The sequence below is a fragment of the Chloroflexus sp. MS-G genome, assembly GCF_000735195.1.
Lineage (GTDB): Bacteria > Chloroflexota > Chloroflexia > Chloroflexales > Chloroflexaceae > Chloroflexus.
Genome location: NZ_JPIM01000030.1, coordinates 1 through 26,090, shown reverse-complemented (window position 1 = coordinate 26,090; position 26,090 = coordinate 1). Strand labels below are relative to the sequence as shown.

The 26,090-nt window shown below is 52.9% G+C and carries 14 protein-coding genes, 1 tRNA gene and 1 pseudogene; 5 read left to right on the top strand and 11 right to left on the bottom strand.

Translation table 11 applies throughout. The annotated features are described in order from the left end of the window. The first annotated feature begins 244 nt into the window (after nucleotides 1-244). The gene (gene malQ / locus JE47_RS0107520) at nucleotides 245-1,816 is read left to right on the top strand and encodes a 4-alpha-glucanotransferase (protein ID WP_051871093.1); all 1,572 of its coding nucleotides are present in this window, start codon (nucleotides 245-247) and stop codon (nucleotides 1,814-1,816) included. Here the strand turns inward: malQ and recF are convergent. Together recF and fni are read right to left on the bottom strand one after the other, a co-directional pair. Beyond that, nucleotides 1,780-2,958 (bottom strand): DNA replication/repair protein RecF, encoded by a 1,179-nt coding sequence (gene recF, locus JE47_RS0107515; protein ID WP_031459166.1) that lies wholly within the window; start codon nucleotides 2,956-2,958, stop codon nucleotides 1,780-1,782. The two genes, malQ and recF, sit on opposite strands and share 37 nt — an antisense overlap. 20 nt (nucleotides 2,959-2,978) lie before the next feature. Beyond that, complete coding sequence (gene fni / locus JE47_RS0107510; protein WP_031459165.1) at nucleotides 2,979-4,019, bottom strand: type 2 isopentenyl-diphosphate Delta-isomerase; 1,041 nt, start codon at nucleotides 4,017-4,019, stop codon at nucleotides 2,979-2,981. Between the two features lie 526 nt (nucleotides 4,020-4,545). Between fni and JE47_RS0107500 the strand changes: the two genes are divergently transcribed. Beyond that, nucleotides 4,546-5,106 (top strand): helix-turn-helix domain-containing protein, encoded by a 561-nt coding sequence (locus JE47_RS0107500; RefSeq protein WP_031459163.1) that lies wholly within the window; start codon nucleotides 4,546-4,548, stop codon nucleotides 5,104-5,106. 181 nt (nucleotides 5,107-5,287) lie between these two features. Here the strand turns inward: JE47_RS0107500 and JE47_RS0107495 are convergent, their stop codons facing one another. The 9 genes from JE47_RS0107495 to JE47_RS0107455 form a co-directional block, all read right to left on the bottom strand. Next, the gene (locus JE47_RS0107495; protein WP_031459162.1) at nucleotides 5,288-6,124 is read right to left on the bottom strand and encodes an alpha/beta fold hydrolase; all 837 of its coding nucleotides are present in this window, start codon (nucleotides 6,122-6,124) and stop codon (nucleotides 5,288-5,290) included. Then, nucleotides 6,121-14,475: a GAF domain-containing protein gene (locus JE47_RS0107490; RefSeq protein ID WP_031459161.1), complete on the bottom strand. Its 8,355-nt coding sequence runs from the start codon at nucleotides 14,473-14,475 to the stop codon at nucleotides 6,121-6,123. Before JE47_RS0107490 ends, JE47_RS0107495 begins: the two co-directional genes overlap by 4 nt. A 95-nt stretch (nucleotides 14,476-14,570) precedes the next feature. After that, nucleotides 14,571-15,521, bottom strand: coding sequence for a GGDEF domain-containing response regulator (locus tag JE47_RS0107485; protein WP_031459160.1), 951 nt, complete (start codon nucleotides 15,519-15,521; stop codon nucleotides 14,571-14,573). Between the two features lie 26 nt (nucleotides 15,522-15,547). Continuing rightward, complete coding sequence (locus JE47_RS0107480) at nucleotides 15,548-17,044, bottom strand: multidrug transporter (protein WP_031459159.1); 1,497 nt, start codon at nucleotides 17,042-17,044, stop codon at nucleotides 15,548-15,550. A 134-nt stretch (nucleotides 17,045-17,178) separates the two neighbouring features. Next, nucleotides 17,179-20,019: an excinuclease ABC subunit UvrA gene (uvrA, locus tag JE47_RS0107475; RefSeq protein ID WP_031459158.1), complete on the bottom strand. Its 2,841-nt coding sequence runs from the start codon at nucleotides 20,017-20,019 to the stop codon at nucleotides 17,179-17,181. 96 nt (nucleotides 20,020-20,115) lie between these two features. Beyond that, nucleotides 20,116-20,191 (bottom strand) — tRNA-Thr (locus JE47_RS0107470). Nucleotides 20,192-20,590: 399 nt separating this feature from the next. Continuing rightward, the gene (locus JE47_RS0107465) at nucleotides 20,591-21,286 is read right to left on the bottom strand and encodes an SDR family oxidoreductase (protein WP_031459157.1); all 696 of its coding nucleotides are present in this window, start codon (nucleotides 21,284-21,286) and stop codon (nucleotides 20,591-20,593) included. A 294-nt stretch (nucleotides 21,287-21,580) separates the two neighbouring features. Then, complete coding sequence (folE, locus tag JE47_RS0107460; protein WP_031459156.1) at nucleotides 21,581-22,261, bottom strand: GTP cyclohydrolase I FolE; 681 nt, start codon at nucleotides 22,259-22,261, stop codon at nucleotides 21,581-21,583. 69 nt (nucleotides 22,262-22,330) lie between these two features. Further along, entirely contained in the window at nucleotides 22,331-23,155 is an 825-nt protein-coding gene (locus JE47_RS0107455; RefSeq protein WP_031459155.1) for a 6-carboxytetrahydropterin synthase, read from the bottom strand. Between the two features lie 738 nt (nucleotides 23,156-23,893). Between JE47_RS0107455 and dnaN the strand changes: the two genes are divergently transcribed. From dnaN to JE47_RS20975, 3 genes and pseudogenes are all read left to right on the top strand, one after another. Next, nucleotides 23,894-25,027 (top strand): DNA polymerase III subunit beta, encoded by a 1,134-nt coding sequence (gene dnaN, locus JE47_RS0107450; protein ID WP_031459154.1) that lies wholly within the window; start codon nucleotides 23,894-23,896, stop codon nucleotides 25,025-25,027. A gap of 39 nt (nucleotides 25,028-25,066) precedes the next feature. Next, entirely contained in the window at nucleotides 25,067-25,753 is a 687-nt protein-coding gene (locus tag JE47_RS0107445; protein ID WP_031459153.1) for a LuxR C-terminal-related transcriptional regulator, read from the top strand. 72 nt (nucleotides 25,754-25,825) lie between these two features. Continuing rightward, nucleotides 25,826-26,090 (top strand): annotated as a pseudogene (locus JE47_RS20975) (TolB family protein); the annotation flags it as partial.

Here is a 26,090-nt window from a genome sequence, read left to right as displayed (position 1 = left end):
GACTCTCGTTACAACGTCGTCTACTTTCACCCGCCTGCAAGAAGGTGTACGCTGATGCGCCAAACGATGGCTTAGCCACGCACCGCACAACGCGGGCCGCTGGCCCGCGCTCGCGAAAATACTAATAGCGCCTTCTTTGCAACGTTCACCAATTGATTGCAACCACAACAATATGCTACAATACCGGCTAGTTCTCGTTACAAGAACATCTGGCGGTAAACCGTAGATGTGGGTTGAATCGCATATGAATACAACTTCCAGCGCACATGCGCAAACCAAAACATTTGATCTGCAACGGGCAAGTGGGATTTTGCTGCATCCTTCATCATTACCCAGCCCTTGGGGAATCGGCGACCTGGGACCAATGGCGTATCGGTTTGTTGATTTTCTGGTCGCAGCAGGACAATCACTCTGGCAAGTACTCCCGCTCGGTCCAACCGGCTACGGCGATTCGCCGTACCAGTGTTTTTCAGCGTTCGCCGGTAATCCATTACTGATCAGCATCGACGATATTATTGAACAGGGCTTGCTCACCGTTGAGGAAGCGCGGTCTGCACTTGGCAACCTTCCCACCGATCACGTTGACTACGGCGCTCTTATTCCTGCGAAATACGCTCTCCTCTGGCGCAGCTTTGAACGGTTTCAGAGCGGGTGCAATTCTCGTCTCCAGAAAGATTACTATCAGTTCTGCGAAGATAACAGCGAATGGCTCACCGACTATGCCATGTTTATGGCGATCAAAGAGTCTCAGGGTGGGGGAAGCTGGCACAACTGGCGACCTGATCTCCGTGATCGCCGACCGACCGCCCTCGAACTCGCCTGCCAGGAACTGGCCGCAACGATTGACTACCATCGGTATCTTCAGTTTCTCTTCTTTCGCCAATGGCAGGCGCTGAAAGCATACGCCAATCATCACGGTGTTTTGATCATCGGCGATGCCCCCATCTTCGTTGCCGATGATAGTGCTGATGTTTGGGCTAATCGCGATCTCTTTTTCGTCGATGAGCAAGGTATGCCCACTGTTGTTGCCGGTGTACCACCGGATTATTTCAGCGCTACCGGCCAGCGTTGGGGAAACCCACTGTATCGATGGGATCGCATGGCAGCTACCGGGTATCGATGGTGGGTAGCGCGTATGCGTCAATCATTGACGCTTTACGATGTCTTACGTCTCGACCATTTTCGTGGCTTTGCAGCTTACTGGGAAGTGCCGGCAAGTTCACCCACTGCCGTTGAAGGACGTTGGGTACCAGGGCCAGGCGCCGACCTGTTTCGCGTCTTGCAAGCTGAATTAGGTGCACTGCCCATTATCGCCGAAGACCTTGGCTTGATTACACCCGATGTTGAAGCGCTACGCCTGACATTCAACCTGCCCGGTATGAAGGTGCTTCAGTTTGCCTTTGGTGATGACCCGACCAATCCTTACCTACCACACAATTACACACCGAATTATGTCGTCTATACCGGCACACACGACAACGATACAACTGTTGGCTGGTTCACTACGCTTGATCCAGACACACGGGCTGCCGTACTCAGGTACCTCGGTCGTGACGAACAGACGGTTGATATTGCGTGGGATTTAATGCGGTTGGGCCTCATGTCAGTTGCGCAGTATGCCATTACCCCACTCCAGGATGTCTTGCGACTGGGTACCGAAGCACGCATGAACACCCCTGGGCGATTAGGTGGCAACTGGGCCTGGCGATGTCCGGCTGAGGTACTCAGTACAGAATTAGCCGACACATTACGTCAACTAACGTTTATCTATGGCCGCCTTCAACCGGGGAACACGCGACCATCTTCAACCCGATAACGCTGAGCTTTTGTCAGGAAATCGGCGTTAAAATCACTGAGATCGGTCGTTGTCAGCAAAGTTTGTTGATCAGGACGATACACCAGTTCGAGAAGATGAGCGCGGTGCTGAGCATCCAGTTCGCTCAATACATCATCGAGCAACAGCACGGGTGCATCACCACCGCGCTGTCGCATCAGGCCGGCCTCAGCAAGCTTCAGAGCCAGTGCAATTGAACGTTGCTGACCACGTGAACCGTAGCGACCAAGATTAATTCCGGCAACCGTAAAGATCAGGTCATCACGGTGCGGGCCACAGAGCGTTTGCCCGCGGGCTAATTCATCGCTACGCAGAGCGGCGAAGGCAAGATGGAGACGCTCGGCCAGACTACCGGCATCGCGTGCCGAACCGAGATCACAACTAGCCGCATACTCGATGTGCAACGGATTCTCTCCACCACTGATCGCACGATAGAGAGGACCAGCCACATCGTTCAGTTCCACGATTGCACGCAACCGTTCGGCCAGTAGATAACCACCAGCAGCGGCCAGCTCTTGATCCCAATACGCCAGCTCAGTATCAACATTACGCGGCACGCGCCGTTGTTCACGCCATGCGCGCAACAAACTATTGCGTTGCAACAGGAGCTTCTGATAGTGTGCCAGAGTACGAACATAATGCGCATCAAGCTGTGAGAGGGTTATATCGAGGTAGCGACGTCGTTCGGTTGGCGCACCATCAACCAGTGTCAGATCGGCAGGAGTAAAGAGCACAACACGCAGTTGGCCGATCAGATCGATTGCTCGTGCCGGTCGCTTATCGATCCGCACCAACTTCTGAGCTCCGTTCAGCGGCTGGCCATCATCATCGGCTCGTCGTTGCACCAACACTTCAAGCCGCACCGCTCCGATGCGACGTTCTACCTCGGCAGCAATGCGGGCAAAAGGAGGCGCTCCTGCTTCACCAACCGCATCCCAACGCACCAATTCGCGATCATTACTAAGGCGAGGTGAGCGTGTTGTTGCCAGATAAAAGATAGCTTCCAGCAGACTTGTCTTGCCGGCAGCATTCGGTCCGTAGAAAAGGATCGTACCCGGCGCCAGTGTGATCTCAAGTCGCCGATAATTACGAAAATCGCGCAGAAAAAGGTGATGAACAAACATACGCTGGCCGTTGCGGCAGGCTACGCACGCGCAACAAGACGCACCTTGCGCAGAGCCTGCAAATCAGCGCAGCCACTACAGAACATTGCGACCCGCAGCTCGCGGATAAATGCACCTAACCCTTCAATAACTGCCTCAGCACCACGCTCATGAATGGCATCGAAAAGCGCAGGTCGGGCAGTACCGGCGAGATCGGCTCCCAATGCAATCGCCTTCGCCACATCAACACCACTCCGCACGCCACCCGATGCGATCAAGGTGACATCCGGTAGAGCTGCACGTACCTCACGTATACACTCGGTCGTCGGCAATCCCCAATCGGCGAAGGCACCGGCCACACGCCGACCGGTATCATTGGGCTGCCGAAAACGCTCGACTTCACTCCAACTGGTGCCACCTGCACCGGCAACATCGATAATCCGCACTCCCACTTCGTAGAGCCGCACGGCATCGGTAGCACCAATCCCATTGCCGACCTCTTTAACAATCACCGGCACTTCCAGATAGCGACAGACCTGTTCAATCTTTGCCAGCAATCCTTTAAAATTAACGTCGCCTTCAGGTTGTACAGCCTCTTGCAACGGATTGAGGTGTAAGATCAACGCATCAGCTTCAATCATCTCTACCGCACGGCGACAATGATCGACGGTAAACCCGTAGTTAAGCTGAACCGCACCAACATTAGCTAACAACGGAATCCGCGGCGCGACCCGTCGCACCTGATAGGTACTGGCTAGGCGGGGATCCATCACTGCTGCCCGCTGCGATCCAACCCCCATTGGTAAACCGAGGTGTTCCGCAGCCTCAGCCAGGGCTAGATTAATCCGCTCGGCACTCGATGTACCACCCGTCATCGAACTGATCAAGATTGGTGCCGAAATTGGCTTCCCAAGAAAGGTCGTGCGGGTATCGATCTCATTCAGATCAAGTTCAGGCAATGCCCGGTGGGGTAAACGGTAAGCAGCAAAACCAGTGGCAACTCCCTTCGCCGCAACATCTTCGTTTAACACGATCCGAATATGATCAACTTTTCGTGACTCGGTTTTGTCGTCACCGGGCATAGAAAACTCCTGTTACAGACAAGGGAAAGCAAACCCTTGATTCACCTCTATAGAGCGATCATACCAACAAAAAGGGGGTGCGTCAAACGGAGAATACCCAGTTTGGAAAGAAGGTCCTATCAAATCTGTAGTAGTCTCATATACAGATGGTACCGAATCCTATCCTGCTAACAGGTATGGTGCCATCGATGTAGTCGTCTTGCCACCTTCGATCTACCTCTTGCCTCAACGGTTGTACGATCATCTCTAGTTCAGCACCATTCCCAACCCGGCGCAATCGACACTGTTTGCATCTTCCCGCCTCGACATCGGCAGCGGCACGGTACCGTACATTCAGCGTCATTCCCATCAGCGGAATAGTCTCCAACTGGAAATGACTATCTGCGGAAAACGCTCCGATGTCGCACATGGGCTAACGGGTCATTCGTGACCATCAGTATTCGCGACTTGCAAATTTGGATTTTCCAGATTATTATATTCAATAACGATATTGGAAACAATTTTTTCATAGCAAAAGGTGTCAACGATGCCACTCAAAAACTTCGCAGTAATCAACCACCCGGTACGTATGCGCATTTTTCAGGCCCTCAACGGTGTTGAACTTTCGATCAATCAACTGGCCAAAGTCTTACCGGATGTTCCTAAACCTTCGCTGTACCGACACATTCACAAGCTGCTCGATGCCGGCGTTATCCACGTTGCCCGGATGAGGCTTGTCAATGGTATCGAGGAGCGATTTTTTACTGCGAACGAGGGGTTGATCGACCCGGCAGACGTGTACCAACCAGGCGGTCTTGAGCAGTTTGCCGACCACGTTCGCCTGTACGGTACCTCTGTTGCCCAGGAATTGGCCGATTATGTATTGAAACGCGGTGATCCGGACCTGAACAATATTGCAGCCCGCGATCATGTCTTCTATGCTACTGAGGAAGAGTTCAAGCACGTGCGTGAGACTATCTACGAACTGCTACGGACGATGGAAGCTCTACCACCTGCTGAAGGGCGGAGCAAGCGTCGGATGTTTATTATGGGGCATCCGCTGCAAGCCGCTGAGATGGTTGAGTCGGCAGAGACAAATGCTGATTGAGTCTCCCTAAGTGCCAGAGGAGGTGAAGATACAGCTTCTCAATCCACACTGGACGTATGCTTGTGTAGTTTACGATAGGGTAGTCGTTTCTCTGAATCGGGGATGGTCGGGAGTATCGTTGTACAACTACTTGTTTTAGCACCAAGCGCCGGAAAAGCTTTACCGGCACTTTCGCCTGGTCTTACAAATACTCGCGCTGATTCACGCGGCGGCGCCACTCTTCTTTAATCTCAATCGCCGTACCCTGCGAAACAAGAAAGTCGAGCAGCAACCGGCCAAAGGTGTTTGCCTGTTCGAGGAAGGGAAAATGGCTGGCCTTCGGCAGTACTAGCAACTGAATCGGTCGTTCGGCCAGCTCGTTGAGGAATGAAGCGTGAGCCGGATTGACAATCGGGTCTTTACCACCGTAGACGGCCAGGAGTGGTGTTTGCAATGAGATAATGAGTGGGCGTAAATCTGTCTCTAACAACGATTCGTGAACTTGCGAGAGTACTTGCTCACTCAGATTTGAGGTATCTTCTTCAATTTCTTGCTGAATCTCCGGATCGGCCACCTGGAGCGTGCGCACCATACGCGCCCAACCATTCTGACTGGTATTCATGCCCAGCAATCGCGACAGGGTGCCTGGCTTGATATGCTGGGCCAGAACTTGACCATGAAGCGGGGTAGCAACGGTCAACAGACGGTTAAACCGGTCGGGATACTGATGCGCGGCCATGATCGCAACCATACCCCCCATCCCATGACCAACGAGCGTGGCACGGGCAATGCCAAGGCGGTTCATGAACTGAATCAGCATCTCGACATACGTCGGCACAGTAAACTGATTACCGCGACGGTCACTTTCGCCGAATCCCCAGAAATCAAAGGCGTAGGCGCGATGCCGTTCAGCGGCCAGATCCATGATCGGTACCCAATACCGCCACGAGCCGATCCAGCTATGCAGGAAAATGATCGGCTGACCGCGCCCAAAAACTTCGTAGTGTGCCAGACGGTTATCGAGGTGGATAACACTCATACTTCCACCCCCTCATCAGAGGTACCGTTTACCGTTTGCTGCAACGGAATTGCAAAAGCAAAGGTACTACCCTTTCCTAACTCACTCGTTACCCAGATTTCACCGCCGTGCATTTCAACCAGTTGTTTGGCGATGCTCAAGCCCAACCCGGTACCACCGGCAATATCGCGTAACGGGTTATCGGCACGGTAGAACGGGCGGAACAACTTCTTCAACTGTTCCGGTGACATTCCTACGCCGGTGTCTTCTACCTCGATTTGCATCATATTCGCCCGGTTGAGGAAGGCGCGCACCGTGATCGACCCGCCTTCGTAGGTATACTTCACTGCATTCGAGAAGAGGTTGAAGATGATTTGACTCACCCGCTTTTGATCTGCCGTAACTGGCGGCAACGATGGTGAAGTCTCAATCCGCACATTCATGCCCTTACGCTCGTATTCGAGGCGCAGCGACTGTACAACCTCTTCGATCACGGTAGGAATATCGACCTGAGTAAAAGTTAGTTTCTTCTTTGAGTCGGGTCGCGAGAATTCGAGGATGTCTTCAATCAGTGCCCGTAACCGATTGGTATTATTCTTGATAATCGTCAGGTAGCTGATCTGATCCGGTGTCAAATTCAGACTTGCCGTCAGCAACAAGACGTCAACATATCCCTTAATAGCGGTGAGCGGTGTCCGCAGCTCATGGCTAACGTCTGAAATAAACTGGCGTTTCTCTTTGTCGGCCTCGATTTCACGGGTAATATCGCGCAAAACGACCACTTCACCGTAATGTTGTCCATCAGGGCTGCGTACCGGCGCAATATTGACGGCAATGACCTGGCTTGGATCGGTAAGATCAATCGAGGTACTGAAAATTTTCTGCGTTTCGCGCATTCGACGCAGTCCCTGTACAATTCCGTTGTATATCGTTTGCGCCCGCCGACGACTAGCTTCATCGTGACCAATCTCGGCCAGGTGGCTAAGTGGTTGATGTAAGAGATCATCCGCTGCGATTTCCAGCACTTGCTCGGCAGCAGGATTGAACAGCGTAACGTGTTGTTGTGGATCGAGCACGATCACTCCTTCCGACATCGAGCGGAAGACCGCCGCACTCTTAGATGTCTCTTCGCGCTGCTCTTCAAGCAGAACCGCATTCCGTAGCGCCAGATCGTTGATATAGCTGTAGAGCTGAGCATTGTTCACAGCAGCAGCAACCACACTGGCAATCGTGCCGAGCAGGTTCATCTGCGAGTCGCTGAAGTACTGCCGCTCTGGGCTTGACAAGATCAAGACGCCGATAGCGGTATCGCTCGTCTGAAGCGGCACACCGGCCACCGAACAGACCTCTGCAGCCCGACCGGCTTCTTTTATCCAGCGCGGATCGCGCTCGACATCAGGAATATTGACCGGTTCCAGATGTTGGATAATCCAGCCAGCCAGGCCTTCAGTACCATCTGAAAAGCGGAGCGGGATATTTGCAATCTCTGCCTGGCCACGTCCTTTCAGGATAGCCCGACAAACCAGATCGTTAGTAGCCGGATCACGCAGCATGAGCGAGCCACGCTCAACACCAATGCTTTCGGAAGTGAGTTCGAGTGCGCGCTGGATGATCAGGTTGAGATCAAGCTGTGTCGTCAGTTCCAGGGTAATTCGGTTAACGGCTTCCAGCCGTTCTTTTTCCTCTGAGAGCAACCGTGTCGCTTGCTCGAGTTCGGCAGTGCGTTCTCGCACACGCATGTCGAGATCAGCAGCCAGATTGCTGATCTGATCAAACAATCGTGCATTCTGTATTGCCTGACTAGCTTGACTAGCAACGGTAAAGGCAACGGCCAGTGCCTCTTCGTCATAACTATCTGGCTCTCTGGCGCTAATAGCAAGCACCCCGACCAATTCATTATCAACCAGCAGTGGTGCACCAATCCATGAGCCATCACGCCAACCTAAACGACGCAGTTCATTGAAACGCGGATCGAGCCAGGTATTCGCGATAAATACCGGCTGTTGTTCAATGGCCATAGTCTGGAAGAGGCTGCTATCTTCCAGTGCAATCCTGCTGACTAACGTTTGTTCAGCACCAAAACCCCGTGTTTCAACCACGCGCAGATCACCGTAACCCTCATCACGCAAGAGCATGGCTGCGTCATCATATGGTATGATCCGTTGCAACTGTGTCAACACCAATGTCTGAATTTCGTTCAGCGCCAGGGTTGAGGTAAACGATTGTGCAACTTCACGCAACATATCGGCCTGATGGCGCCGCTTTTGCTCGTTGGCAAAGAGTTGTGCACTCTTGAGTGCCTGAGCAGCCTGATTGGAGAGAATCGATAGCAGCGAAATCTGGTGTGCTGTCCATTCATACGGTCGGCGCATACCGACCCAAATAACCGCCAGCCGCTCTTCGAGAGGACCGACGGCAATGCCAAGTGCACTACGCACACCCCATTTCAGGGCGTGATGATCACCATTCTCAAAATCCTCCAGATCGCTAATGGCAATCGGCTGGTCACGACGCAGAAGGGCAGCCGTCAAACCATCACGCCGAAAATCGATCTGTACATCTTCGCGAAATTCAACCCCATCGATCAGCACCTGCCGTTCGATGTTCCCCCGGCGATCAAGCCGGAGAACGGCGCCAAGTTCAGCGCGCAGCAAGCGTACCGCCGCATCAGCCAGCAACATCAGAATCGTATCCGGTTCGAGCGTACCCGACAGATTTTGAGACACCTCAAACAGCGTGCTCATCTCAGCGGCGTTCTGTCTGATTTCACTAAACAGGCGGGCATTATTCAACGCTACTGCGGCCTGATTGGTGACCGTTGTGACAAAGCGGAGATCATTTTCATCAAACGCATGGGGGGTATAGCTCTGAATGTTAATGACACCAAGAACCTGATCACCGTAGATAATCGGCACGACGAGGTACGATTCTTCTATTGCCTCTTCATCACCGACACGGCCCTGGTCGATCACCAATCCCATCGCCCGCGCTGCTGCAGCAGTGCTGAGTAACAGCGGACGCCGATTATGGATCACCCAGGCATTGGTACCACTCCCTAGAGGTCTCGGTTCAAGTACAAGCCGCTTACCACGATCATAAGCGATCGGATAGCTGATCGTATTGGTACTCTCGTCGTACAATCCGATGAGTGAGGTGCTCGTATCAATGATCTCGCTGATTCCCTGATGGAGCCTCTCAATCAGCTCGTAAATATCCAACGAAGCATTAACTGCGGCACTAATGCGATTGATAATAGAGAGTTCGGCAATTCGTTGCTCACGTTCTTCAAACAGGCGCGCATTTTCCAGCGCAATGGCTGCCTGGTCAGCTAAACCGACCAGTAACATCATCTCATCATTCGTAAACTGCCGTCGGTAGTTGGTCATCACGCTGAGCACACCAATAATTTGCTCGCGATAGATGACCGGTACGCCCATAAACGAAATCAAGTTATTGCGGCGCTGGTAGTTGGGGTAGAGTGACCCACCCAACTCATTGACATCCTCAATGATCAGTGGTTGACCGGTTTCAGCAACCCGTCCGGTAAAGCCTTGGCCGATGGGCACCCTCATCGTGCGCGCCTGTTCAGCAGGGATGCCATCAAGGGCTGCTGGTATGAGTAGATTCCCTTCACTGATCGTCCACAGAGCTACCGTCGTGACGTTAAGCTGGCGACTTACCAGTTCTAGGAGCTTGTTCAGCACCTCTTGGGGGCGTAACAACGACGACAGAATACGAGCCGCATCAAGTAGGGTGGACAGTTCACGAACTTTCTGGCGCGTTGCCTCAGCACTGCGCTGGGCCTCAACCGTTGCCCGCGCACGGGCAATGGCTGTACTGGTTTGATTGGCAATTGTCTGACACAGCTCAAGAGTCTGGGGTGAGAAGGTACCGTATCGTCCAACGAAGTCTAGACCTACTGCGCCAATCACTTCGTCGTTCAGAATAATTGGGATGATCCCGATCGAGCGGATATCAAGTGCACGGAAAATCGGATGCGATGGAGCAAAGAGTGGGTCATTCTGGGCATCTTCTGAAACGAGTGGGCGCTTCTCCCGATCCAGCCAATCAACTGATGGATTATCGAACAGTTGAATCCGTAGTTGATCCAGGATCCCACTATGAACGTATTCAGCTACTGCCGGTGCATACCCACTGGCGCGATCGTATATCACCATCCGCGCCTGATCGACACCGGTAGCAATAGCCATTGCATTCACAATCTCTTGATAGATAGCTTTCAAATCGGTGAGAGCGTTGGTTGCTGCCGCGACCCGGTTCACGATGGCGAGCCGCTCAACCTGTGCCTGAGCCTGTTCGAGCAGACGCGCATTCTGTACCCCTAGGGCCAGTTGGTTGGCAATCGTCGTTAGAAATGCGCGTTCACGCTCGCGGTAAAGGCCGGGAGTGTAGCTCATGACTGCCAGCACTCCAACAACGGTTTGCTCACCAATCAGTAATGGTACTCCTAGCCAAGAGGATGATCGGCGATCTGAACCAAACGAAATCGGTTGGAAGTGAAAACCAGCCTGTTCGCGCTCGGTGCTCAGATCGAAAAATTGCAGTGGTTGGCGTGTCCGAATAATATGTTCGGTCAAACTGCCCTGTACAGGTGGCTGACGATACTCGGTAAACGATTCGACCCCTTCATCTACTTCGTAGCAAAGGGTCATCTCGCCACTTTCGGGATCGTACAGTATTGCCACGAAGGAGTCGAGTGAAAGGAACATTTGCAAATGCCGATGGACATCACGCAGCATTTGCTTTGGATCAAGTGTCGCGGCGATGATCTGCCCAATGCGGTTGATACTGTTTAACTCAATGATCCGTCGTTCTCGTTCGGCAAACAGACGGGCATTTTCGAGCGCAATCGCCAACTGATTGGCCAGCGCGACCAGAAAGCGGAGTGTGCGATCGTGAAATGCTTTTGGCGTGTTACTCTGTACCGAGAGTACCCCAATCACGCGCCCCTGACTGATCAGAGGGATGCCAAGCCACGAGCGAACTTGCGGTGCTTCATTGACCGGTATATGGCTCTGGGTATGGAATTCGCTGGTGATTAGATCATCGATCCGCAACGGCTGGCTTTCATCGATAACCTTCGCGATCAATCCACTCTTCGAGATGACCTGCTTAACATATTCACTAAGGTCTTCACCGTGCTGTTTGAACAGTTCAAAACGAACGGTCTCTTGTTCAGCGTCATAACTAGCAATGTAGAAGAAATCCGGTGTGCCGAGAAAGGCGACAATTTCCTGATAGACCCGTTGGAGCAGGGTGTCGAAATCAACAGTTGAAGTCAGCGCAGCGCCAACGTGAAACAGAGCCGCCATCTCTTCGGCTCGATCACGCGCCTCACGTAACAGAAGGTGGTTTTCAATGGCAATTGCTGCCTGATTAGCAAAAATCTCCAGCGGCTCGATCTCACGAGCGGTTGGGCGCTGCCGATTTTCGGTATCACTGGCAAAGATCATGCCAAGCAGCGTACCCTCGGTTGAGTAGAGGGGAATACACAACCGATCATCGAGTTGCCATTCGTCAGCAGAGCGAGCGTCACTGAATGGATGGTAGTCAAAGATACCGGTGTCGAACCCCTGCTCCAGTTTGTGCGCCTCTTCTTCCGGGATAAAGTAGGCTCGACCTAAGCGGAAGCGTGGATCGAGATAGCGCGTTGCCAGGGTAATATCGAGAGGGTGTGTTGCCAGTTGTGCCATTTCAGCCAGTGGGATGCCGGCTGCTGCTTCCAAATAAAGGTGTTGCGGATCATCGAGACGGATCAGGCAGAACAGCACCGTGCGCAGGCCAATAGCTTCGATGATACTATACCCGATCTGTTCCAGCAGGCTTGATAACGGTTGGTCAACCCGCATAGCCTGCCCGATCTCGAGCACATCGTTCAGGATGTCGGCCCGCCGCTGTAGTATCTTGGCCATGTGCTCAAGCTCAAGATAATGCTGAGCATTGCCGATCCCAATCGCCGCCTGATGGGTCAAGGCCCGAATGAATTCACTCGCTTCAACATCAAAGTGGCGTGGTTGTTCGGATAACAGCAGCACTAGACCGTACACACTCCCCTGATAAAAAATTGGTGCAGCCAGCGCTGAATATGCGTCCGGAGCGTAGAGCACTTCCCGTTCGTGCTCGGTCAGACAGTCACTCAGCGCAATTTCGCGTCGGCTCAAAGCTTCCTGTGCGATCAGGATCGTATGATCGAGCAGGTTCCCCACCATCTTACTACGGAAGGGTGGTGAATAGCCAATCACTTCAACAATCAAAAAGTTGCTGTTTTCACCTTCTAAATCATCATCAATCAGTTGCGGGAAATACGATACGTTACGGTTATTAACCCAGTTTTGCGCAACCCGTAACGCAATCAGGCCACGGCTGGCATCGGTTGCCCGCAAGGCCTGTTCCAAAACAAACGCCAGGATTTCATTTTGGTTCAGTGTAATCGACAGTTGGCTGCTAATGCGTTGGAGTGCACGTAGCTGTTCGATGCGTAGTCGCAGATTAGTATCTACCTGGCTGAACCGACTGGCATTTGCGATAGCATAGGCCGATTGGCTGGCTAAAATGCCTAGTAGCCGTTCATCTTCAGCACTGAAGTTATCGGGCTGAGTTGAAACAAGCTCCAGCGTGCCTAACAATGTATCACCAATGCGTAACGGCATTCCCAGATAACTTCGTACCGGGATGGTATTCACCATGGCCAGACCATCGATATCATCGAGTGCGCCGAGCCATGCTGGCGGTTGGGTAAGATCGTCGATCCGTAGTGGGCGTTGATGGCGAGCCAGCCAGGAACTGAGCGCGTCGCTCTCATCACCCACCTGACAGGAAAGCATACGCTGGTACGCGACCCGCAATTGCTGATAACGTTCGTCAAAGAGAGTGATGCGCCCACCGCTAAACTGGATCAGCTTTGCTGCACTGGTTAACGTTGCTTCAAGGGTTTCTTCGAGGGAAAGATCAGCGGCGAGAAGCTGGCTAATTTGTTGTAAACGCTCTAACTCACCCGCTCGTTGCTGGAGCGCATCGTAGAGTCGACGGTTCTGTACCGTCGTAGCAATCTGCGCGCTTAGAACTTGCAACAGATTTCTTTCAATCTGATCAAGCACATACCCCGCCGTGGGGTAGCCGATGGCCATCAAGCCAACGAATTGTTCTTTTCCTCGTAAGGGAACGACCCACACACTGTGACAGCCAGCCGCAGTAGCGTGACTGACAACAGGGTTATTGCCATCGGTATCCAAACCTTCAGCAACCGTCATCAGTATTGGCTCATTGCGGGCACCTATCTGTTGCAGCTCTGGGGTAAGCAGTATGTGCGTCGGATACGGCGAAGCTGTCTCGCGTTCGCTGTACACAGCAATGGTTTGCGCAGAATCAGGTTGTTCTGGATCGATCAGGTAGACGGCACCAAAATCAGCATTGAGCGCTATGGCGATATTTTCAACTGCACGAGCGATCGTCTCTTCAATGACCAGCCCTGAACCAATTTCGAGACTGTTCTCATACAGTACAAACAGTTCACGAGCGTGACGACTTTCATGCTGCTGAAGAGCGGTAGCGTGCAGTAACAATGCTAGCGGTCGCGCCAATGAGTGAATAGTTTGTGCTGCTTCCGGGCCGGGATGGACAAGAAGTAACAATCCTACCAGTTCGATCCCAACCGTTAACGGTTCAACCAGCAGCGGCCATTCGCCCGCTGTGTTGCGCCGTTGCAGACGGCTGTACCAGACACCCTGCTGCGTCGTTTGAAATGTTATTGCCCGAACAATCGTTTCGTTTTCGCTAATAGCTAATTGTGATGGGAAAATCGTGTCACCAGCACTACTTACTGCTCTGACCAACAATTGCTCATTAAAGTTGAGCCAGTAGAGAGCAAGAGCTTTCGTCGGCAAGAGCGCACAGGCATCTCGGCATAACCGCTCGAGGACGACGTTCGTATCACCCACACCGATATGTTCGAGCGTAGCGTAGCCAAGGCTGCGCAACTGTTCGATCCGCTCGTTGATGCGTGCACGGTACCAGATCGCCAGCAGCGTCGTAATTTGAGTGGTAAGTGCAGCCGTAAACCCCGCTTCAAACGTTGCTGATAGCGTCAGTCGACCATAAAGATGGCTTGCGTCACGCAATTCAAACCCATGTCCGTTTGCTGGCGCTTCGCCCCAGGTAATCGTGGCAAGTTCCTGTTCATCAGCTAGCAGTGTCAGACGACCGCCTACCCCAAGATACCGTTCCAGAACTTCGCCGATAAATCCGCCCAAGACGGTCGGCTCAGTCTGGCCCAAGGGTTGCTGACCATACAGGGCCAATTGCGCGAGGAGTTCCCAACCCTGGGTTGGTGCTGCAGTGACTGTTGTCTCCATAGATAACGCTACCGCTCCTGCCAGCGTGCTGTACTGCACTGGTGACTACGTAAGCATAAACGAAACGCAGAACAACATTTAGCAACGAACATCGGCTAGCCAGCAGAGCGACCGTAGACGGCAAAACTACGTTTGCCTTGCTCACGTGCCTGAATGAGTGCTCGTTGACGCACCTCTTCAGAAATCTCGCTCAGCTCACGAATATCGGCAAAGGGGCCATCATCCTGCGTCAGCACACCAATTGAGAGCGACATCAGTGGCGCCTGCCGGGTCTCGCCAGTATCATCGACAAACTCAATGTAGCCCTGTTTCCGGTGGCGATAGTTATAGTGCAGACCTATTTCCTCGTCAAAACGAGTAATGATCCGCTCACAGATCGCACGACTGCGCTCAGGGACAGTGGTGATGAGGAACGATTGACCAACCGACTGCTGGCCGATGAACTCTTCATTTCCACCCAGTTCACTCACCACTTCGTTGAGCATAAGGGCAACGAAGCGCAGAACATCTTCGCCAACGACTGAACCGTACACACTGGTAAATGTTTCAAAGCCGTTAATATGGACATTGATCAACGCCCAGCTTGATGCTGTCAGCAACTGTCGAAGCTGTTCGTTTAGTAATTCAGCCGTGGGCAAGTTGGTCACTGGATGGAGTTGGTTACGACGACGAGCTTCTTCGAGCTGATTCCTGACGATAGTATGAACCTCTTCAATGTCAAAGGGCTTGACGATGTAGTATTGAGCCTGTACTTCGCCAAGGCCAATCAGCCGATCACGTCGCTCACCGCGTGCAGTTAGAAAGATGATGGGAATGTGACGGGTTCGTGGACTGGCGCGCAGAGCACGACCAACATCATAGCCTTCCATATCAGGGAGATTGACGTCGAGCAGGGCAAGGTTGGGGGGTGTCTTACTGCAAATCTCAAGCGCCTGCTGTCCACGCAAGGCTGTGTAGACTTCATACCCTTGCGCGGTGAAGTAGATTTTCAGCAAGCTAGAGATGTCTGGCTGGTCCTCAACGACGAGGATGCGTTCTTTGCTCACGGCGATTTCTCCTCGCGAAGTGGCGGCTACAACCGCTGACTCGCACTGATATGCTCAGACAGGCGACTGTTATCGATAGACTGATTTGAACGAAGGGTCATCATCGATCGCGATGTTTCATCATCTGCTGACGAACCGATGCCTGGTCGCGCCGGATCATAGTAGACATTCGGCCAGTGATAGATAATTCGGCGGGGCTCACCTGTTGTCTCATCTATATCGTTCGGATCATGGCCGGGCACCGTCTTCCGAATCAGATTCTGTTCGTTGTCAAAGATTATAACAGCATTTGATTCTATCATGCGACCAGGGTAGACGACAAATCCGCTACCCAATTTCACATTATGTCCCACTGCTGAGCCGAGCACCGGCATATTGACTTCAGCCAGTACACCCTCGTGAACGATTTTAATTGGTTCCCCCTGCAAATTGAAGTCAGTAAAGACGTTGTTGGCACCAATGAAGGTGTTCCGTCCTACCACACAGAGCTGCAAAGTGCTGTTTTGGGCGACCATGCTGTTTTCCATCAGCACCGTCATAAAAAGACCGGCATTAAACGGGAGGAAGCAGCGATCGCTTACCACACTGAGCATGATTTGTGATCCCTGCATGATATTGACGTTGTTTCCAATATAGCTGTTAGCTATTACCACACCTGGACCAATGTAGACATCATCACCGATTACGGTGGGGCCATGAATGATAGCAGTGGGATCTATCGAGCAGCGTTTCCCAACTTTCACCAGTGCTCGCGACGCAAGAAAATGGTTACGCCATTGCTCTTCCAGGGGATTAATCTTCTCCCAGAAGGCTTTGAGCGCGAACGCTATTTTACCTGGAAACAGCCGCCAGTCTTCAGCCGTCCACCGCAAAATGTTATGCAAGCGAGCTTTACTCATCCGCACATCAAGCGCAGCAGCCCATGAAAAGACCCCCATCAAGATGTTGGCCATTAAGACGTGGAGCCAGCTCTCGATAGAAACGAAAGCGCGGATCGGGATTTGATAGGTCAGATCGCCCTTATGGGCCATATAGCTTGGGATACGGTAATAGCCCATCTCGTGGCTTAGTGTGTCGATAACGAGCGGCTGAACCTGCGAGAGATCGTTACAGCCAGCGGGCAGATAATACAAATCGGCAACGTAATAATCGCCTACCCGACGAATATGACGTGAGAGCTGCGTAGCGTGACGCTCAATACTGGGATCGCCCTTCTGGCCGGTTGCCGGATTGGTAGCCTTAAATGCGATTTGAGCTGGCGTACCACGCATACGAGCTTCACGGATGAAGGTATCGATCAGCTCTGCGTTGAAAAAAAGGTTATCACGGTAGACAATGCGTTCATCTTCTGCCGCTATCTCGGCTACTTCACTCAGGTGATCGATTTCAGTCGCACTTCTGCCATACGTCTTCAACAAATCGCGCTGCAAAAGCCAGAGTGGCTTATTGAGAATGCGCAGATCACGAGCAGGCTCAGCGAAGGGCGGTATGATCGTTGGATCGCGTAGAATAATCCGCTCCATCGAACGAGTCCTTTCTGCCATTATCGGCACGGAGTGAGCGTATCGTCTGTTGGTACTATAGGTTGTAGCTCCGCTAGACTCAAGGCGGATAGATTACAGTCGGATTACCGCATTTACCGCATTAGAATGCCGACTCACTGCAATGGTTTGTTACGCAGGCGCTGCCGTAAATAGGTCCCAGTCGGTGAGTCAGGCTGTGCTGCGATAGTTTCCGGTGATCCGGCGCCGATCACATACCCCCCCTTCTCGCCACCTTCTGGGCCTAGTTCAATTACCCAGTCGGCAGCAGCGATCAGATCGAGATGGTGTTCAATAACCAGCACCGTATTTCCGGCATCAACCAGACGTTGCAAGACATCAAGCAAGCGTTCGATGTCGGCAACATGCAGACCGGTCGTTGGCTCGTCAAGAATGTAGAGCGTATGACCATTCCCTTTTCGGCTGAGTTCAGCAGCCAGCTTGATACGTTGGGCTTCGCCGCCGCTTAAGGTTGGGGCCGGTTGCCCCAATTTGAGATAATCAAGCCCAACGTCGTGTAATGCCTGTAATCGTTCGGCTATTGACGGCACACGAGCGAAGAATGCAAGCGCTTCGGCAACCGTGAGATCAAGCACCTCTGCAATGTTGAGTCCACGATAACGAATATCTAACGTTTCTCTATTGTACCGTGTTCCGCCGCAAACGTCACATGGAACGAACAGATCGGGCAAAAATTGCATCTCAACTTGGATTAACCCTTCGCCAGCACAGTGTTCGCAGCGTCCTCCTTTAACGTTGAAACTGAAGCGGGTCGCATCATAACCACGCGCTTTTGCCTCGTTGGTAGCGGCAAATAGTTGTCTGATCTGATCAAAAACACGACTGTACGTAGCTGGATTTGAACGTGGGGTACGCCCAATTGGACTCTGATCCACCACAATCATCCGTTCGAGATATTCGTAACCGAGCAGAGCATCGTGTTCGCCGGCCCGCAAATGGCTGTTGTGCAGCAATTGACTCAAGCGTGGCGCCAGGGTGTCCATCACCAGGGTGCTTTTACCACTACCGCTCACACCACTGAAAACGACGAAACAGCCAAGCGGAATGCGCACGTCGATATTCTTGAGATTGTTGGCACGACAACCACGCAATTCAAGCCAGCGTCCCTGCGTTGGTCGTCGGTGGGCGGGGATCGGTATGCGCCGCTGCCCGCAGAGATACTGACCGGTTAACGAGCGGGGGCATGCTATCACGTCGTTCAGGCTACCGCTAACTACCACTTCACCACCATGCGGCCCGGCTCCTGGGCCAATGTCAACGATCCAATCAGCAGCACGGATGGTCGCTTCATCGTGTTCGACCACGATCACAGTGTTGCCGAGGTCGCGTAATTTCAGCAGCGTGTTTAGCAGACGGTCGTGATCGCGTGGATGGAGACCACTACTGGGTTCGTCGAGCACATAGAGAACCCCTGACAAGCCGGCTCCAAGCTGGGTCGCCAGACGTACTCGTTGCAGTTCACCTCCGCTGAGCGTCATAACGGTGCGGTCGAGGGTCAGGTATGCCAGCCCTACTTCTTGTAGAAAACGCAAACGCTGCGTGATTTCGCGCACGATGGGGCGCGCAATTGTTTGCTCGTGCGGACGAAGCTGCGCTTGTTCGTGAAGCTGGTTTGCCCATTGCAAAGCTGCACCGATAGTCATGTGGTGAATGTCGGCGATGGAGTAGCCAGCGATCAACACCGAGCGTACTTCTGGACGCAGACGGGTGCCGTTACAGGTCGGACAGGTGCGGGGTGTCGTGTACTGTTCGAGTGGTGATGACTCACTGGTGGCACGTTGCTCGATTAAACGACGTCGCAGATTTGGGATGACGCCCTCGAAATCGGTCTCGATAGTGCGCATCTGACCATGAAGGTGATACCGTAAGGTCATCGGTTCACCACTGGTACCGTACAACAGAGCGCCAAGGAGTTCGGGGCGAAGAGCGCGCACCGGTGTATTCGGGTCAATGTTAAAATGAGCAGCAAACGAGCGCAAGACATTACGATAATACTCGCTCTCACGCCAGGGGACGATTGCTTCAAGCAGCGGTTGATCACGATCAGGGATCACCAGTGCTGGATCGATCTCCGGCACGACTCCAAGACCATGACAGGCGGCACAGGCTCCCTGGGGGGTGTTAAACGAAAAGTCACGCGGCTCAAGCTTGCTCAGTTCAAGCGGGCCGTGTTGGGGGCAAGTGTAGTGTTCGCTGAGTAACTGCTCTTCCCCATCAATGACGTGAATGATTAGCTGACCACCACTCAATTTCAGCGCAGTCTCTACCGAATCGGCAACCCGCACCCGATCCAGCGCCGGTGTGCCATCGGCAGTCTGGCGAATGATCAATCGGTCAACGACGGCTTCAATCGTATGTGAGCGATACTTCTCGAGCCGGATAGGTTCATCGAGATCGTGGACAACACCGTCGATGCGGGCGCGCACGAAGCCGCGCCGACGAATATCGTTTAGCACTGCCTCACTCTCGCCGAGCACCGGCGCCAGTAACAACAGACGCTGCCCCGCGGGTCGATTGACGATCAGATCGACCATTTGCTGCGGGGTATAGCGACGCAATGGGGTCTGACAATGCGGACAATGAGGGCGGCCGATCCGGGCAAAGAGGAGGCGTAAAAAGTCGTAGATCTCAGTGATGGTGCCAACCGTAGAGCGCGGATTGCGCGCACCACCTTTCTGATCAATAGCTATAGCCGGTGATAATCCTTCAATCAGATCGACATCGGGTTTCTCAAGTTGCCCAAGCAATTGACGGGCATACACCGACAGGCTTTCGACATAGCGACGTTGACCTTCGGCGAAGATGGTGTCGAACGCCAGTGAACTTTTACCGGAACCAGAAACGCCGGTGATAACCACGAATTTGCCACGTGGAATATCAAGATCGATCTGTTTCAGGTTATGAGTGCGGGCACCGCGAATACGAATCCAGCTCATCGCAGAAGTCTACCACTGAACGAGGATAACTGTAAAAAGCCTGAGACCCACGGGATGACAAGCATCACCATGGGTCCCTACACTATGTTAGATAGATGGAGCCAATGGCCGGATTCGAACCGGCGACCGGCTGTTTACGAAACAGCTGCTCTACCGACTGAGCTACATTGGCACATCGCCATCACGATTCTAGTCGAAGAGCAGTGGTTTGTCAAGCAATTGACAGGTTTCATAGGGTTTTTAGAGATTTCAGTTGAAGACGCCATAACGGTGAACGACCGGCCTGCCACAGACAATGAACGCCATCTAGCGCCTCTGCATACCCATGTCTCATGCAGGTGTTGGAAGGACGGACCGCTGGTTCATATTGTGTGGCGTGCAACGGGACATCCTCGATGCCTCCGTAATACGGTGATGGACAAATAGGAAGAGTGAGAGGAACGGATTCCTGTACGACGACCTACTCCCTTCCCCTCTCCCAAGGGGAGAGAAAGAGGGCAAGGAGAAGAAGATAAGGGAGGAAACATACGTGGCAGTACAGAGACTGAAAGCGTTGAACACCGCTAACGTTTCACAACCGACCTGCGACATGACCGATAGTCAAATCTTCGACCGTTACATAAGGTGGCAAAGCAACGATAGCTGCAATGACCGCTGCAACATCGGTTGGTTGCAACATGTTGCTACGTGACCAATTGCCGGGAATGGTATCCCAGATTGCGGTGTCAGTAGCCGCAGGCAAAATCGAACACACTCGAATACCACGTGGTCGCAGTTCTTCACGGATGGCAGCCGCAAAGCCTAGCGCACCGTGTTTGGCAGCTACGTAGGCCGACCAACCGGGAAATGCCTGTCTGGCAGCCACTGAGGCGATGTTAATAATCAACCCGCCTTGATCCATCCGAGCACTCGCCGCCTGGGCCACCAGGAAGAGACCGGTGAGCTGAGTCCGTAGATGAGTCTCCCATTCATCAATGCTGATCGCCGACAGTGGCGCAACCAGCGCACCACCTACGCTGTGCACAACGACATCGAGACGTCCTGCACCGGCAGCCTGCGCAACGGTTTTAGAAACTTGATCTGGATCGGTTACATCGCATGGAACCACTAAACAATCGGCGCCAGCAGTAATTACCTGATCGGCGATCGTTTCGAGAGCCGCCCGATTGCGGGCAGCCAAGGTCAATCGGGTACCAGGTCTGGCCAGAGCTAAAGCGGTAGCAGCGCCAATACCGCGTGAGGCACCGGTTATCAGAATCGAACGCATACAATCATCCTTTGCGTTTACGGAATAAGAGCCTATCCGAATATAGGACTCACGCATAGCAGTGGGAGTAAGCTTCAAACATACGCTTGAAAAGGATTCCTTTGTGCTGACCGAGAAGGGGCAGACAGACAACACCTAAAAGCGAAGTCCACTTATTCCTATTAACTTAACGCACGTATCGGTAAAACGACTCTCAGGCGAACGGGGATAGTTCACAAAATCTTTCAGCGCAAATTTCTCGGGTAGATGAAGGCAGAGCCTTCGCCTACCCATAGATCGCTTTACGCACACGTTTTAATCCTGCCGATTACTAGAGCGGTTGATGTGCGCCATAAATTCAGCCCGCGTCTTCGAGTCTTCGCGGAACACACCACGCATCGCCGAGGTCACCATACGAGCATTCGCTTTTTTCACCCCGCGCATCACTCCGCACATATGAACGCCTTCGGCAACCACAGCGACACCAGCAGGTTCTAGTGCCTCATTGATAAAGTCAGCGATCTGTACTGTCATCCGTTCCTGAACTTGTAGACGTCGGGCAAACATCTCGACGATACGCGGAATCTTGCTTAGACCGACAACCTTGCCGTTTGGAATGTAGGCCACATGGACCTGACCAAAGAATGGCAACATGTGGTGCTCGCAGAGACTATAATAGTCAATGTTGGTGACCAACACCATCTCATCATAAGCTACACTGAAGATGGCGCCGTTGATCAACGCCTGGGGATCAATATGATAACCGGCTGTTAGCTCAGCGTACATTTTGGCAACCCGCGAAGGAGTCTTCTGTAACCCCTCACGATCCGGCACCTCGCCGATGGCCGTAAGAATAGTACGGACTGCCTCTTCGATGCGGGGATCGGAAGCAAATGACATTCCCTCCAGTTTGCCACGACCAGGAACGATCAGGCTTTCGTAGTGTTCCTCATCAATATCAGGGGTGGGATGATAACCGTTACCATTACTAGACATACTAGATACTCTCCATTACACATACGAACTGCGCAATATGCGCATGAGCGGGCGAAAGACCACTTGCAATCAGACTTGAACAGGAGACGGACCAGCGTAGCTGAAGATATTCTTGCGCGTTTCCCACAAGCGGAGAAGGGCAAGACGACCTTCAAGCAAAGGCGCCAGCTCGTTCCAGAGATAGACAATAATATTTTCGGCGGTTGATGGCCGGTCAGCAAAGGCCGAAATTTCACGATCAAGATGACGCAGGTGCAGTTGATCGATCACCGAATGGACGGTTCGGTCAAGCCATTCGAGATCAACCAGCATTCCGGTTGCCGGATCAATCGGCCCTTGCACTGTTACCTCCAGGGTATAGTTGTGGCCGTGGCCGTTGGGATTGTTACACTTACCGTAAATAAGGCGGTTTTCGTCATCGCTGAGTGTGGGTGCATGGAGGCGATGTGCTGACGCGAAGGTATACAAACGGCTAAATTGTGTCTCACCTGTGCCGTCATAATCGGCCCACAAATCGGGCTGCTCGTAGAGACGTAAATGTACCAGGCGAGCATGAGCTGGCAAACGCGCTGCGATCAGTCGCCAGAGCACCCGCACCAGATTTTCGGTCGTTGGTATCTGATCCCGAAAGTAAGGCGTGTCAAAATTGAGGTGTTTATGATCAAACTCCTCAAGGACGTCGTTGACAATCGCCTTCAATTCGGTCATATTCATAACCATCCCGGTGCGTTCATCTAGTTCACCGGTAATACTGACATCGAGTGTATAATTGTGCCCGTGACCATACGGGCTAGTGTACGGCCCAAAGACACGCTCGTTTTCTTCGGCGCTCCAATCATCTCGCCAGTAGCGATGAGCAGCCGAAAATTCAAAGCGACGAGTAGCGACAACCACAACCTAATCCTTTCTTTCTGTTAACCATCGCGTTATCAATTATCTCAGTTTAAAAACTCTTCCCTTATGAACGGTACCACACCTTTGCCAAAAGTCAAGGTCTTTGTCAGCGAAATGCACACTATCTGCACGGTTATGTTCTGTTAGCCACAAGGAAACGGTAAAACGTCACCAGCATAGGCCAGGGAAAGGAGGTTGAAGACCGCTGGCGCACCCTCACCTTCCCCCCCCCAGCCCCCGTCCGCTCCCACACGGCGAGAGGAAGGGGGAGGTTAAGAGCCTATCCGAAATATCTCGTTCCAGAACCTGACGGTCAGTGTCGGTCGTCCCTCGCCATCCTGATGAGAGCTCAGCAGTGTCGGGGTATGCCGACGGCCAATGAGCCAGGGTGGAATGCAGCGGTCACCATGCGGGATGCCGACGCGATGCACCGCTAGCCAGAATGCGTCTGATGGCTGCGATGCGAGGTGAACAGCGTGGGCACGGTCGATACGCTGGTGGGCGGATCCCACCGGTTGCGATGCCCGATCGTCTATCGTATGGAAACTCATAGGGCGCATTCATCGTGGACGTGACGACACGACATTCGGATAGGCACTGAAGCCGAGAACTCTGAAAAACCCTACGGATCACTTCCGTTGCTGTCACTGCCTGGCGCGATATGCTATAATGCGCTTCACCCGGATCAGGTGCGGCATTGGTATGCCGCGATTGAGGTTGTCTCTTTGAGGAGCGACGATGAAGCTCGTATGTATGCAGGAAGATTTGAAGCGTGGTCTCGCCGCAGTAGGCCATGCCGTTGCCACTAAGAGCACATTGCCGGTGTTGGCGAATGTCCTGCTCGCCACAGATGAAGGCCGGCTGAAATTGACTGCTACCAACCTGGAAGTAGGGATCAATCGATGGATTCATGCTCAGGTTACCCGTGATGGCGCAGTTGCCGTCCCGGCTAAACTACTGACCGATGTAGTCGGCGGTCTGCCCAACGAAGCTGTCTCGTTAAGTCTTGATCAGAAAACGCAAACCTTGCGCGTCGAGTGTGGTCGGTTTGTAAGTAACATTAAAGGGGTTGATGCCGACGAGTTTCCGACCCTGCCGACGGTTAGTTCACGAGCACCTTTGGTATCGTTATCTGCCGAGCTATGGCGTGAAGCGATTGAGCAGGTCGCTTTTGCTGCTGCTTCCGACGAATCGCGTCCGATTTTGACCGGTGTGCTCGTGCGTACCCGTGATCAAACGTTGACTCTGGTTGCAGCCGATGGATTTCGGTTGGCAATGCGAACCATACAGTTGGCCGCCCCGGCGTCACATGCGGTCGATTGTCTGATTCCAGCGCGCACGTTGAACGAGTTGGCCCGTATTATCGGGGACACAGACGCAGACGTGGCAATGGTCTACACACCGGGCGGTAGCCACGTCCTCTTCCATACAGAAAATGTTGAGGTTGTCTCCCGTTTAATTGAAGGAAGGTTCCCAGATTTCGAGCGGATTATTCCTCAGCAGTATCTGACCCGAATGGTCCTCGACAGTGGTGAGTTGGCAAAAGCGGTTAAGCTGGCATCCTTCTTCGCCAGTAGTAGCCAGAACGTTGTTAAGCTGAAGATCGAGCCAAGTAATGAGGTGGGGCCAGGACGAGTAGTGCTTAGCGCGAATGCCGCTGAATTGGGCGATAATACCAGCGAACTCGATGGGAGTGTCACCGGTGAAGGTGGCGCAATTGCGCTGAACGTCAAATTTCTGGCCGATGCAATTGCTGCGGTACGCTCGAATCAGATTGCTTTTGAAATGCAAAGTGCGCAGAGTCCGGCGGTATTCAAACCGGTTGGTCATGATGGCTACATCCATATCGTCATGCCGATGAGTATGCGGTAAGGTAACGGTATCGCGGTATACCTGTATCAGGAGTGGACTGTGAGTGTGACTACGCTGATTATTGTGCATGCAGTCTCGTTGTTCCGAGATGGTTTGCGCCTTTCGCTATCAGCAAGACCCGAATTCACGGTGGTTGGCGAAGCCAGCAACGGTCAGCAAGCGATCCAGTTGGTCGATCAGGCTGACCCTGATCTGGTACTGATGGATATTGATCTGCCAGGTGTGAATGGGCTTGAAGTAGCACGGGTGATTAAGCGTAGTCATCCTCATGTCGCAGTGGTATTGTTTGGCCCGGTGAATGATGGTGCATCAGTGGTAAAAGCGATTCGGGCCGGCGTTTCGGCGTGCGTACCACCAAACGTGGAGTTTGTCGATCTGCTTGAGACGCTACAGCAAGTACGGCGCGGAGAGTATCCGATCAACGATCTGGTGCTCTCTTCGCCGGAAGTGGCGGCAACCGTGTTGGAAGCATTTCGGCAGATGGTTGGTGATGATGAAATCCAGGCCGTCTTTTCGCCATTATCGACACGTGAACTTGAAGTACTCGAGCTGGTGGCAAGCGGGTGCACGAATCGCGAGATAGCCGCTCGATTGGACATCAGCAATCAGACGGTCAAAAACCACATCTCGTCGATTTTGCGGAAACTGGCAGTGAACGATCGCACGCAGGCGGTTGTCTATGCACTTCGACGGGGTTGGATCAAAGTTATGCTGCCAAATGAATGATGAAACATCTCTTGCCGGATCGGTTCAGCGCTCCATCCGGTTACTAGTCGGGTGGAGCACGAGGAGACGTTTGTGAGGCGTTTCCGTTTTGAACGTGCTTTTTTGAGCGTGATTCTCTTGGGCGTCTTGCTGGCAGGATGTACGTTCGTTCCAGTTGGTGAAGACGAGCAGATCGCGAATATTCAGACGATTATCGCCGGTACACCATCGGCAACCCCAACAGCGACGGCTACTGCAACGGCGACAGCGACCGCAACAGCAACGCCAACGTTTGGGCCATCGCCAACTGCCACCGCGACTGCGACGGCAACGGCTACTCCCTTACCTCCTACGCCGA